This window comes from Cupriavidus sp. F041 (assembly GCF_057814235.1).
Genome location: NZ_JBVASY010000001.1, coordinates 1,857,360 through 1,869,497 on the forward strand (window position 1 = coordinate 1,857,360; position 12,138 = coordinate 1,869,497).

The window sequence follows — 12,138 nt, forward strand, 5'->3', positions numbered from 1 at the left end:
CAGGCAGCCATTACGGTTCAGGCCGCGTCGGTACTCCAGCCACGCACCGTATCCACCACGCCTGGCCCGGCCTGGCCGCACACCAGGTCACCCACCACCCGCCCCCAGTAGGTTTCTGACCCGTCCGCCAGCCGCCAGGCATGCAGGCGGCGCGTATAGAGTTGCAGGTCGTATTCCTCGGTGATGCCGATGGCGCCGTGCACGGCGTGCGCGATGGCAGCCACCGGCGTGACGGCCTCGCTGGCGTTGAGCTTGCCGATGGCCGCGCGCAGCGGGTCCGGCCGCCAGCCACCGGCGGCGCAGGCGATCTGCGCGGCCATGCGCGCGGCGGTGACGTGTTCGGCCATGATGCTGATCTGGTGCTGGATGGCCTGGAACTTGCCGATGGCGCGGCCGAACTGCTGGCGGTCGTTGGCATATTGCAGCGTCATCTCGAATACATGCGACATCGCGCCAGCCAGCTGCGCAGCATGCAGGCAGGCGCCGGTCTGGCGCAGGGCACCGGCCGGCAGCGTGAAGGCGGGCAAGCCATCGCGCGGGGGGCGCGGCAGGCTCACGGCGAGGTCCGCATGGACGCCGGTGGGGCTGGCCTGTGCCTGGGCGCGCGGCAGCAGCACGCAGCGCGTGTCTTCCTGCACCAGGAACCACGCCGCCTGCGCGCCCCCGGGTACCAGCGCGGTATCCGCGCCGCTGTCGAAGCTCGCGAGCGCGATCGGCTCGGGCGGCACCGCCAGCCCGGCGGCATGCAGCAGCGCGCGGGCGAACAGCGTCTGGCCCAGCGGCAAGGGCACCGCATGACGGCCCAGCGTAAACAACACCGGCGCCAGTTCGTCCAGCGGCAGGCCGGCGCCGCCGGCGTCCTCCGGCAGCAGGCAGTCGGCAAAGCCGCTGTCTTGCAGCGCCTGCCATAGCGGCTGGTGATCTTCGCCGCGCTCCACGGCGCGGACTGCGGCGGGCGTGCAGCAGTCGCGCAGCACGGTATCGAGCGCGTCCGAGTAAGCGTTATGCATGTTGGAACTCCGGTTCAGCGCAGGCCAAGACCCCGGGCGATCATGCCGCGCAGGATCTCGCGCGTGCCACCGCGCAGCGAATAGGATGGCGCGACCTGGCTGACATAGGCCAGGGTGCGGTACAGGCCGGGATCGGCGGCGAGTTGCGGGTCGGCGCCCAGCGCGGCTTCGGCCAGCGCGGGGATGGACTGCTCGAACTCCGTGCCAAGGTCCTTGACCAGCGCGGCTTCCACCACCGGGCTTTCGCCAGCGGCGAGCCGGGCCGTGACCGCCAGCGACATGGCGCGCAGCACCGCCAGCCTGGCCGCCAGCCGGCCGATGGTGACGGTGTCGCGCCGCGCCTCCGGCACGCGCCGCAGCGCCGCGATCCAGGTATCCAGCAGCACCACGCTGGAATACAGCCGTTCCGGCCCGCTGCGCTCGAAGGCCAGCTCCGCGTTGACCTGTTCCCAGCCGCTGCCTTCGCGGCCGACCAGTGCCTGCGCGGGCAGCATCACGTCCTCGAAGCTGACTTCGGAAAAGTGCGCATCGCCCGCCAGGTCATGAATCGGGCGCACCGTGACGCCTGGCGCGGACAGGTCGACGATGACCTGCGACAAACCGCGCTGGCGGTCCTCGGCATTGCCGGAGGTGCGCACCAGCGCCAGCATGTAGTGGCAGCGGTCGGCATTGGTCGTCCAGATCTTGCGGCCGTTCAGGCGCCAGCCGCCGTCCGGCTCGGGCACGGCGCGGGTGGCCACGCTGGCGAGGTCGGAGCCGGAGTTGGGCTCGCTCATGCCGATGCAGAAGAAGGCCTCGCCCTTGCAGATGCGGGGCAGGTAGAAGGCTTTCTGCTCGTCGCTGCCGTAGCGCAGGATCAGCGGCCCGCTCTGGCGGTCGGCAATCCAGTGGGCCGAAACCGGGGCGCCGCAGGCCAGCAGTTCCTCCACCAGCACGAAGCGCGAGAACGGATCGAGTCCGGCGCCGCCGTACTGCGCGGGCAAGGTGATGCCCACCCAGCCGCGGCCCGCGAGCGCGCGGCTGAAACCGGCGTTGAAGCCCATCCAGGAGCGCGCGCGCTTCTCGGGCGGCAGTTCGGGCAGATGTTCGGCGAGGAAGGCTTTCACCTCGCGCCGGAAGGCGGCAGCCGCCGGTGGCAGGGCGGTGAGCTGGAAGGTACTCAGCAGGGAAGTCAAGACGGTTCTCCGTGACAGGCGGTGCGCGCGATGGGGAAGGGGCGGATCATTCCAGCGTCACGCCGGAGTCCTTCACCACCTTTTGCCAGCGCGTGATTTCCTGCGCCAGGTACTTGCCGTAGGCTTCGGGGCTGTTGCCGCGCGGCTCGGCGCCCTGCGCGGCCAGGCTGGCGCGCACGTCCGGCGCGGCCAGCGCCCTGAGCGTGGCGGCGTTGAGTTTTTGCACGATCTCGGGCGGCGTCCTGGCCGGCACCAGCATGCCTTGCCAGGCGCCCACCTCGAAGCCCGGCATCACGGCCTCGGCCACGGTCGGCACGTCGGGCAACTGCGCGCTGCGCGTGATGCTGGTCACCGCGAGCGCCTTCATGCGCTTGTCGCGGATAAACGGCAGCGAGGAGTTGATGGTGTCGGCCATGAACTGCACCTGCCCGCCGGCCAGGTCGGTCAGCGCCGGCGCGCTGCCCTTGTAGGGCGCGTGCACCGCCGACAGGCCGTTGGCCTGCAGGAACAGGAAGGCCGCCAGGTGGGTCACGTTGCCGTTGCCGGCCGAGCCGTAGGTCAGCTTGCCGGGGCGGGCCTTCAGGTACTGGATGAACTCGGCCAGGTTGGAGGCGGGCACCTGGGCGTTGACCTCCAGCACCAGCGGCACCATCGCCGTCATCGCCACCGGGGCGAAGTCGCGCTGCACGTCGTAGGACAGATGCTTGTACAACGCCGGGCTCAGCGCGATCGACGAGGTGTTGTAGAGCACCGTGTAGCCATCGGCCGGCGATTTGGCGACCAGCTCCGCGGCGATATTGCCATTGGCGCCGGGCCGGTTGTCCACGATCACCTGCTGGCCCAGTTCCTCCGACATCTTCCTGGCGATGACGCGCGACACCAGGTCGGTGGGCCCGCCCGGCGGAAACGGCACCACCAGCTTGACGGGGTGGGCCGGATAGCCGGCGGCGCGGGCAGGGGTTGCGAATGCGCCGAGCACCAGGATCGCGGGGGCCAGCAGGGCGAGCCTGCGGCTGCGGCGGCGAATCGCCACGCTGGTCTTTTTATCCGTCTTGTCGTTCTTCTTGCCTTGTCCTGGCATGTAGTCTCCTCCGGTGTTGGCGGCTCGCGCCGCCGGCTAACTGGGCCAACGGGCTAACGGCCGGCCAGCAGGCGCCGGGCGGAATAGGTCATGACACGTTCATGGCGCTGGTTAAAGACCTCGATGTCCGAGTCCACCACGGCGCGGCCGTTGCGCGAGGTCGGGCGGATGCCCGTCACGGTGACGGTGGCCCAGATCGTGTCGCCTACCACCACCGGGGCCAGGATTTTCTGGGTCAGCTCCAGCATGGCCAGCCCGGTGCCCTGGATCATGGTCTGCAGGATGAAGCCCTCGATCATCGCGTAGGTCAGCGCAGCGGGCACGGGCCGGCCATGAATGGCGCCGCCGTCGTAGCCCGCTTCGATAAAGATGGCCTCCAGCATGCCGGTGACCGAGATGAAGTTGACCAGGTCGGTCTCGGTCACGGTGCGGCGAAAGGTCTGGAAGGCCTGGCCCTCCTTGATGTCCTGCCAATAAAAGCCCTGGCCGAGGCGGGGAAGTTGGGTATGGGGCACGGCGTCTCCTGGTGAGGGCCGCCATCGGCGGCCGGCTTCCTTTATGTTAGGAGCGGGAATGGGGCAGGGGTTAGGCGTCGGCGGCCGGGGGCGCGCAATAGGCTGCGCCGTCCCGTCCCAGCTCGTCGATCTGCTGGCTGGTCAGGCCCGCCTCGCCGAGCAGTCCGCGGGTGTGCTCCCCCAGGCGCGGCGGCAGTGCCGGCGCCGCGCGTTCGCCGTCGAACCGCACCGGTGCGCCGGGAAAGCGCAGCGTGCCCATGGCCGGGTCGTCCAGCATGTCGAAGAAGCCGGTGGCGCGCAGGTGCGGGTCGTCCACCAGTTCGGCGAGCTGGTTGACGCGCGCGACCGGGATCTGCAGCGTTTCGCACAGCGCCAGCCAGGCGTCGGTGGTGCGCGCGCGCACGATTTCGCCGGTCAGTTCGTACAGCGTTTCGATATGCTGCGTGCGCGCGGCGATGCCGGTGAAACGCGCGTCGGCCGCCAGGTCGGGACGGCCCGCGGCGGTAAAGAAGGCACGCCAGTGCGCATCGGTGTACGGCATCATGCAGACGTGGCCGTCGGCGGTCTGGTACGGCCGGCGCAGTGGCGCCAGCACGCGCGGATAGCCGGCAGGCCCGCGCGGCGGTTCGAAATGCTGGCCGTACAGATGTTCGACCAGGTTGAAGGCCACCATCGATTCGAACATCGGCACTTCAACCAGCGCGCCCTTGCCGCCCTGGCGCTCGCGCCCGGCAAGGGCGGCCGAGATCGACAGCGCCGCCACCAGGCCACTGGTCTTGTCGGCCGCGATGGTGGGGAAATAGCGCACGGTGCCGGTTTGCGCCGCCATCAGCGCGGCGTTGCCGGACAAGCCCTGGATGATGTCATCGTAGGCCGGGCGGCCGCCATAGGGACCATCCTCGGCAAAGCCCAGCAAGCTGACGTAGACCAGGCGGGGATGGCGCGCCATCACGGCGGCGGGTTCCAGCTCCAGGCCGCCCAGCTTCTGCGGGCGCATGCTGTGCATGAACACATCGGCGCTCGCCAGCAGGCGCTCCAGCGCGGCCCGGGCCGCGGGCAGCTTGAGATTGAGCACCACGCTCTTCTTGCTGCGGTTCACGCCCAGGAAGATGGCCGACATGCCGTCTTCGGCGGCGGGGCCGGTGCGCCGCGTGGAATCGCCTTCGGGGGGTTCCACCTTGATCACTTCGGCGCCGAGGTCGGCCAGCCACTGGCTGGCGTACGGGCCCATCACGACCGTGGATAGGTCGATCACGCGGATGCCTGAGAGGGGCAACATGCCTGGGGTCTCCTGTCTGTTCTTGTGCCGGTTGCCGCTTGCGGCCGGGTGTGGCCGTGCGAATTCCGATGGTCACAGGGTAGAACAGGACAATCGTTTGCGTCTAATATTAGATTTTTAGGATCCGATATTTACCGGATATCAGCGTGGATCTTCGTCAACTTCAGCAGTTCGTTGCCCTGGCCGAGACCGGGAACTTCCATCGCGCGGCCGAGCGCCTGCACATGGCGCAGCCGCCACTATCCATTTCGATCCGCAAGTTGGAGGATTCGCTCGGCACGCCGCTGTTCGTACGCACGTCGCGCGGGGTGCGGCTGACCCAGGCCGGCGAGGCCGCGCTGCACGATGCCCGGCGCGCGCTGTTCCACGTGGCCCAGGCGCGTGCGGCGGCGCTGGCCGCCGCGCATGGCGAACGCGGCGCGTTGCGCGTGGGCTTTGTCGGATCGGCTACCTATGCCTTGCTGCCCAGGCTGATTCCGGCGTTCCGCGCGGCCCACCCTGGCATCGAGCTGATCCTGCATGAATCCACCTCCGCGGCGATCCTGGACCGGCTGGAGCGCCATCAGCTCGATGCAGGGCTGGTGCGCTTTCCTATCCTGAGCAGTGGCGGCTATACGCTCATGCCGCTGGAGACCGACGAATTCGTGGCCGCGGTGCCGGCCGACAGCCGCTTTGCCGCGAGCGATGCGATCGCGCTCAAGGCACTCGCCGGCGAGCCCTTCATCATGCACCCGATCGCGGATGTGCCAAACCTCCAGGCGGTGGCCATGATGCTTTGCCAGCAAGCGGGCTTCGTGCCGCGTGTGACGCAAGAGGCGGTGCAGGTGCAGACCATCGTCAGCCTGGTGGAAAGCGGCCTGGGGGTGGCGCTGGTGCCTAGCGTGGCGGCGCGCTATATCAACCGGCGCGTGCGTTTCCTGCGGCTGACCAGTCCGCGGCCGGCCGCGCGCATCGGCATTGCGCTGGCTACGCCCACCGACAGCGACGATCGCCAGGTGCAACGCCTGCTGGAGGTAGCCCGCGCCGCGGCCGGCTAGGCCGGGCTCGTGGCCTGGATCAGATGGACACCCGGTCGCCACGCGGCATGCCGGCGCGCTCCAGCGCCACGCCCGGCAGCAGGTGGAGCAGGCGCACCAGTTCGCTTTGGCGGTGGGTGCCAGTCTTGCGCAGGATGTCGCGGATATGCACGCGTACCGTATGCGGAGAAACAAACTCGCGTTCGGCGATTTCGTTGAGGGTTTCGCCGGCGGCAAGGCGGATGGCGACAATGCTTTCCTTGCGCGACAGGCCGAACAGCGAGGTCAGCACCGACGTGTCGAGCACCGAGCGCGATTCCGAGTTGCCCATCAGCACCATGGCGAACGGCAGTTGCCACGGGCCTTCTACCGGCTGGCGCGCCACCAGCGGCAGCACGATGATGGGCACGGGCTGGCCGCCCGAAGTGATATGCATCCACGAGCCGGCCGCCGCCTCGCCACTGCGGGGCTGCATGGCGCGCTCCAGCAGTTTGTGCAGGGTGACGTGCAGGTTGGGATCGTGGGCGGTGAGCACACCGTTTTCCAGCGCCAACTGGCTGTCGGCCTGCACCAGCGCTTCGGCCCAGATATTGGCGTAGCGCACACGCATGTCGGCCTGCAGCACCATCACGCCGAAGTCGAGCGAATCAAGCCCGGCCAGTCCAAGGGCGGCCAGGCCGCTCAGTTCGAAGTTGCGCTGCTGCATGCGCGCGGCGCGCGCCCAGTGCGGCAGCACGCGCGCCAGACGCCGGCTGCGGCAGGCCGAGGCGTCTGTGCCACCGAAACCGGCGCCCTGCCGGCCGTCGCGGCCGGTGCCACCCATCAGCACGCAGACCTCGGCGGTATCGAGCAGGCGGATGCCTTGTTCCAGGTCGGCGCCATGCGCCGGAGCTCGCCAGGGTGCCTCGTCCTGGCCTTCGCCCGCGTGGGCGACGGCGAGCGTGCGCGCCGGCAGGTTCGCCAGCGCGTGCAGGCCCTCCGGGACATGAGTGCCTTGCGCCGAGAAGCAGCCGTGCGGGGTGACGCCGAGGCGCGCCTGCCCGGACAACTTGTCCCATACCAGGTAATGCGGGCTGTCGGTGTCGGTGTAGCTGGAGAAGAGGCCAAGCGCGGCAGGCATGGCGGTGACATCAAGCGCCGACTCATAGATCGAATCGATCAGACGATGGAAGTCCTCGTCTGCCGATGGATGGTCGCCCATATTGTTTTTCTCCCCGGTGGCTTTCGCCCGATTCCGCTTTGCTCTTTTTCTTGGCTCGCTGGTAGGGCCGGCTCGCCATGGCCGGCTCCGATGCGGCTTGCGCCACCGGACAGGATCGGGTCGCCTGTTTTACCGGGCGCCGTTTCTCCGCATTACCGTTGGCGGCATTATGCGTATCCGAGCATAACTTCGCAAACGGCAGTGTTGTATGAGCTGTTGTTTTGCCGCCTATTTCATCATATTTTCGGCAGATGAAATGCCGCGTCCCCAGCACACGGGCCGGCAAGGCGTACCCGTTTCTGCGTGCATCTTGCGCGTCCCGCCGCAGGCTCAGCCGGCGGTGGGCGCGCCTGGCGCGCGGGCGGCGGCACCAGCTGCCGGGTCATCGGCCTGAACTGCCTGGCCGGCGGCGAGTGTTCCGCTTTCGACCTGCACCGTCACGCGCTGGGTGGCCATGCTGATGCCGTGCTGGTCAAACTTGCGTTTGAGCCGGAGGTTGAAGGCGCGCGTGATTTCCGCCTGGGTAAGTGGCCGGGTCTTGAACTGGGCCAGCACCACCGACCCGCCAGGGTCGAAGCGATCGAGGCCAAGGATATCGAGGCCGGACAGCAGGTTGCGGGCGTAACGGAAATCGCGCGCTACCTCGTTGCCGGTCTCGCGGATCAGTTCGATGGCGCGATCGAGATCGCTGCCATAGGCCACGCCGATGTTGAACACGGCATAGGCATAGCCGCGCGACATATTCTTGATGGCCTTGATCTGGCTGTACGGCAGCACGTGGAGCGCGCCCTTGCCGTCGCGCAGCTTCACGGTGCGGATGGTCATGGCCTCCACCGTGCCGGCATGGTCGGGCAGTTCCACCGAGTCGCCGATCGCGATGGAGTCTTCCACCACGATAAACAGTCCGGTGATCAGGTCCTGCACCAGGCTCTGCGCGCCGAAGCCGATCGCCAGGCCGACCACGCCGGCACCGGCCAGCAGCGGCGTCACATTGACACCGAGGTTGGCCAGCACCACGATCAGCGTGATGACCAGCAGCGCCACGAACAAGGCATTGCGTACCAGCGGCAGGATGGTCTTGGCCCGCAGGCTGGGCTCCTGCCCGCGCCCGTAAGCAGGCGTCAGTGTCTGCGTGATGGCCGTATCGATCAGCAGCCACAGCAGCCAGGACAGCAGCACCGTGCTGGTCACGCTGAACACCGCCTCGCCGATGCGCTTGGCAACGGGCGTCGATTCGATCACCGAGAGCAGCGATACGCCCCAGATGCGGCTGGCCAGCTCGAAGTAGGCGAACCAGATCACCACCCGCACCAGCGCCACGGCGAAGCGCCCGAAACGCGCCAGGTAGGCCGAGCGCTGGCGGTCGCGAAAGCGTGGCGCGCGGTGCGCGGCCTTGGGCGAGCGGCCGGTGATGAGCGTCAGCAGCAGCGCGGCGACGAACAACGCTACCGAGCCCACCGTGCGCCGCAGGAAGATGTCGGCGTGGCCGGTGGCCAGCACCGTGCCGGCCACCGAGGCCACCACCACCGCCAGCACCGGCAGGTGCCAGGTCGAGCCCACCAGGCGCAACAGATCCATGATGGCGGGATGTTCCTGGCGGAAGGCGAGCGGCCGGTTGCTGATGATCTGGCCGATCTGCCGGCGAAAGCGCAGCGTGAAACAGCCGATCAGCAGCGCCGCGGCGATATTGGCCACGGTGGAGATCAGCGCCGAGAGGTTGGTGCCGAGCGAGGCGATCACCCGGGCGTCGTTGGTGACGTCGCCCAGTGCCGCCAGGACGCCGGTGGCGAACAGCAGCCCGCGCGAGTGCAGCAGCAGGTCATGCACCGCGTGGGAGCGATGCGCGGACCTGAACAGCGCGAAGATGACCTGGCACACCGCACCCATCACGGCTCCCGCCACCACCGAATAAGCGATCACCATGCCGGCCACGCTGGCGGGCGAGCGCTCGAACATGCTGCTGGAGAGCAGCATCGCCAGGGCGAAGGCCGCGACCCACGGCGCCACCCTGCGCAACATGTACAGCCCGACGTCCATCCAGGACGGCACTGTCGGCAACTCGTGGCGCACGGCCGGCCGGATGCGCCGGTGGCGCACCCGCCTGACGACCTCCAGCAGCAGCCATCCGGCCAGGAACCAGGCCGAGAGCACCGTGCCGAACTCCCGCGCCGATTGCCACGGCGAGCGGGTCCCGTTGACGGTCAGCGCGGCCTGCCACTCTTCGCCGGCGAAGTCGATCCGCCAGCGCCAGTAATGCCATGGCCCCTTGTCCTTGCCCAGTGTCGCGTCGAGGTGGTCCACCGCCTCGGCAATCGCCCCGAGCAGGCCCGACTGCGGCGCCGACGCCGCGCTGGCCGCATTGACGCCCTGGCGCAGCGTCTGCAACTGCTCCACCAGGGCCTTGCGATCCTTGTCGCTCTGCAACGTGGTGATGACCTGATCAAGCGACTGGGCAAGCGGCTCGCTGGCCGCGGGGTGCGAGGCCGGCGCGGCGTCGGCCTTGACGGCTGCCGCCAGCGTGGCCAGTCCGGGCGGCGCCGCGAGCGCCGGGCGCGCCAGCAAGGCACCGGCCAGTGCGAGCCACAGTGCAAGCAGCAGCGGAACCAGTGCGGCGCCACTGGCGCGCCGTGCTATGAGGGCGGGGCACGGGCAGGGCTGGGAAGCACCGGGGCGGGTGGCGGCCATTGGCGTTTTCGGGGACCTGTTCAGGAGCGTCATCGCATGCACGTAGAGAGCTTCCGGTCCTAGCCGGGGAATGCCTGACACTGTAGCGCATCGCGGATACCGCACACCTGTTCGGCCAGCGCTTTGCCGTCATGGGCATTCAGAGGCACACCGCACGTGTGACTGATCCCTCCCAAAGCTGGGGCGCGGGTGCGGTGCGCGGGTCGCGGTCAACGCAGTGGCGATACGGGCCGTTGAGTGAGGTATTGCGTGTCGGTCGGGTTGCGGCTGTCTGCAGCCCTGTCGTTTCCTTGTCCCATTGGCATTGTTACCGCAGGAGCCTGTCATGAATGCTATGAAAGCCGTGAACGCCTTGTCCGCCGTCACCGTCTCGCCCGCCATGTTCAGCCGGCGCGTCGGCTTGCCCATGCTGCTGGCCGCCGCGCTCTTCGTCTCGATCCCGCACCTGGCGCGTGCCCAGGCCGCGCCGGCCGCGCCGGCGGCTCCGGCCGCTCCCGCGGCTGCCCCGCCGATGGCCAAGCCTGCCGCGCCCGCCACCACCGCACCGATGGCCAAGCCGGCCGCGCCCGCTGCCGCCGCGTCCGGTGCCGCCGCACCGGGTGGCGGGCCCGGTCAGGTATGGGTCAACAAGAGTTCCAAGGTCTATCACTGCCCCGGCACGAAGTACTATGGCAAGACCAAGAGCGGCGCCTACATGAGTGAAGCCGATGCTACCGCGCAAGGCTTCCACGCGGATCACGGCAAGGCATGCAAGTGAGCAACGAACATCGCTGCCGGGAGGGCGCGACATGCACTTGATCTGGGTCGTTCTAATCGGCTTTCTCGCCGGGCTGGTTGCGCGCCTGCTAACCCCCGGCCGCGGACCGAGCGGCTTCTTCCTCACCGCCGGCCTGGGCATTGTCGGCTCGCTGGCCGCGACTTTCCTCGGGCAAGCGCTGGGCTGGTACCGGCCTGGACAGTCGGCCGGCTTTATCGGTGCCGTGGTCGGCGCGGTCATCCTGCTGCTGCTGTATCACCTGGCGACGAGGCGCTAGGTCCCGGGACACCCGCGCATCCGTCGGTTCGTCAGTTCATCATTTCGTCCATTCGTCCATTCGTCCATTCGCAAGGCCGCAGCAAGCCGTTGCGCACGGGAGCATCCCGTGCGCAACGGCATCGGCGCTGCCATGCGGTGTCCTGTGTGATTCATGCATTCGTCGCTTCCGACGATGCGTCCCGCGCCGCCATCCCCGAATCTCCATACCACGCTGGCCGGCCCGCTTCGCGGCCTGCCGGACGCAGGCATTCCACCGCCCGCGCATCGCCGCGCGCCGACGGGAATGATTCAGCAGATACGGGAAAACGTGGAGAAAAGATGGAACTCGATGCAACGGTAACGGCAGTCATCACGGGCGGCGCCTCGGGCCTGGGCGAAGCCACCGCGCGCGCGCTGGCGGCGCACGGCGTGCGCGTCGCGCTGTTCGACATGAATGCGGAAAAGGGCGAAGCCGTGGCACGCGAACTGGGCGGCGTGTTCTGCCAGGTCAACGTGACCTCGGAGGCCGAGGTCGAAGCCGGCTTCGCGAAGGCACGCGCGGCGCTGGGCCAGGAACGTATCCTGGTCAACTGCGCCGGCACAGGCAACGCCATCAAGACCGCATCGCGGGCCAAGGAAGCGCCGGACCAGATCCGCTTCTTTGCCTCGGATGCGTTCGAGCGCATCATCCAGATCAACCTGATCGGCTCCTTCCGCTGCCTCGCGCGTTCGGCCGCCGGCATGCTGACACTGGATGCGCGCGACGGCGATCGCGGCGTCATCATCAACACCGCCTCGGTGGCGGCGCAGGACGGGCAGATGGGCCAGGCCGCGTACTCCGCCTCCAAGGCCGGGGTGGTCGGCATGACCCTGCCCATCGCGCGCGACCTGTCCGGCGAAGGCATTCGCGTCAACACCATCATGCCCGGCATCTTCAATACGCCGCTGCTGCAAGGCGCGCAGGAGCATGTCAAGGCAGCGCTGGCCGCCTCGGTGCCGTTTCCGAAGCGGCTCGGCGCGCCGGAAGAGTTTGCCTCGCTCGCGCTGGAGATGTGCCGCAACAGCTATTTCAACGGCGAATCGGTAAGGCTCGACGGCGCCATCCGCATGGCGCCGCGCTGATCTCTCACCCCAAAGAAAAGGACGCGCGCATGCAGCAGG

At 68.6% G+C, this 12,138-nt stretch carries 11 protein-coding genes; 4 read left to right on the plus strand and 7 right to left on the minus strand.

Annotated features, from left to right (window positions below):
• Nucleotides 1-17: 17 nt before the first annotated feature.
• The 5 genes from ACZY0R_RS08425 to ACZY0R_RS08445 all read right to left on the minus strand — a co-directional run bounded on the left by ACZY0R_RS08425 (nucleotide 18) and on the right by ACZY0R_RS08445 (nucleotide 5,060).
• Nucleotides 18-1,010, minus strand: a complete 993-nt coding sequence (locus tag ACZY0R_RS08425) for an acyl-CoA dehydrogenase family protein (RefSeq protein ID WP_488857971.1) — start codon at nucleotides 1,008-1,010, stop codon at nucleotides 18-20.
• A gap of 14 nt (nucleotides 1,011-1,024) precedes the next feature.
• Complete coding sequence (locus ACZY0R_RS08430) at nucleotides 1,025-2,185, minus strand: acyl-CoA dehydrogenase family protein (RefSeq protein WP_035863167.1); 1,161 nt, start codon at nucleotides 2,183-2,185, stop codon at nucleotides 1,025-1,027.
• Between the two features lie 46 nt (nucleotides 2,186-2,231).
• Nucleotides 2,232-3,266 carry a Bug family tripartite tricarboxylate transporter substrate binding protein gene (locus ACZY0R_RS08435; protein ID WP_488857972.1) on the minus strand — a complete coding sequence of 345 codons (1,035 nt, stop codon included), beginning with the start codon at nucleotides 3,264-3,266 and terminating at the stop codon, nucleotides 2,232-2,234.
• Between the two features lie 53 nt (nucleotides 3,267-3,319).
• Entirely contained in the window at nucleotides 3,320-3,781 is a 462-nt protein-coding gene (locus ACZY0R_RS08440; protein WP_035863165.1) for a MaoC family dehydratase, read from the minus strand.
• Nucleotides 3,782-3,851: 70 nt separating this feature from the next.
• Nucleotides 3,852-5,060, minus strand: coding sequence for a CaiB/BaiF CoA transferase family protein (locus tag ACZY0R_RS08445; protein ID WP_488857973.1), 1,209 nt, complete (start codon nucleotides 5,058-5,060; stop codon nucleotides 3,852-3,854).
• Nucleotides 5,061-5,206: 146 nt separating this feature from the next.
• On the opposite strand from ACZY0R_RS08445, the gene ACZY0R_RS08450 reads away from it, so the two are divergent.
• Nucleotides 5,207-6,097: a LysR family transcriptional regulator gene (locus ACZY0R_RS08450; RefSeq protein WP_488857974.1), complete on the plus strand. Its 891-nt coding sequence runs from the start codon at nucleotides 5,207-5,209 to the stop codon at nucleotides 6,095-6,097.
• Nucleotides 6,098-6,116: 19 nt separating this feature from the next.
• Here ACZY0R_RS08450 and ACZY0R_RS08455 read toward each other — a convergent pair whose 3' ends face one another.
• On the minus strand, nucleotides 6,117-7,277 hold the full coding sequence (locus ACZY0R_RS08455) for a helix-turn-helix transcriptional regulator (protein ID WP_488857975.1): 1,161 nt from the start codon (nucleotides 7,275-7,277) through the stop codon (nucleotides 6,117-6,119).
• A 330-nt stretch (nucleotides 7,278-7,607) separates the two neighbouring features.
• Entirely contained in the window at nucleotides 7,608-9,962 is a 2,355-nt protein-coding gene (locus ACZY0R_RS08460) for a mechanosensitive ion channel family protein (protein ID WP_488857976.1), read from the minus strand.
• Nucleotides 9,963-10,287: 325 nt separating this feature from the next.
• On the opposite strand from ACZY0R_RS08460, the gene ACZY0R_RS08465 reads away from it, so the two are divergent.
• The 3 genes from ACZY0R_RS08465 to ACZY0R_RS08475 all read left to right on the plus strand — a co-directional run bounded on the left by ACZY0R_RS08465 (nucleotide 10,288) and on the right by ACZY0R_RS08475 (nucleotide 12,099).
• Complete coding sequence (locus tag ACZY0R_RS08465; RefSeq protein ID WP_488857977.1) at nucleotides 10,288-10,719, plus strand: signal protein; 432 nt, start codon at nucleotides 10,288-10,290, stop codon at nucleotides 10,717-10,719.
• Between the two features lie 31 nt (nucleotides 10,720-10,750).
• Nucleotides 10,751-10,996, plus strand: coding sequence for a GlsB/YeaQ/YmgE family stress response membrane protein (locus ACZY0R_RS08470; protein ID WP_488857978.1), 246 nt, complete (start codon nucleotides 10,751-10,753; stop codon nucleotides 10,994-10,996).
• Nucleotides 10,997-11,316: 320 nt separating this feature from the next.
• The gene (locus ACZY0R_RS08475) at nucleotides 11,317-12,099 is read left to right on the plus strand and encodes an SDR family NAD(P)-dependent oxidoreductase (protein ID WP_045235399.1); all 783 of its coding nucleotides are present in this window, start codon (nucleotides 11,317-11,319) and stop codon (nucleotides 12,097-12,099) included.
• Nucleotides 12,100-12,138: the final 39 nt, after the last annotated feature.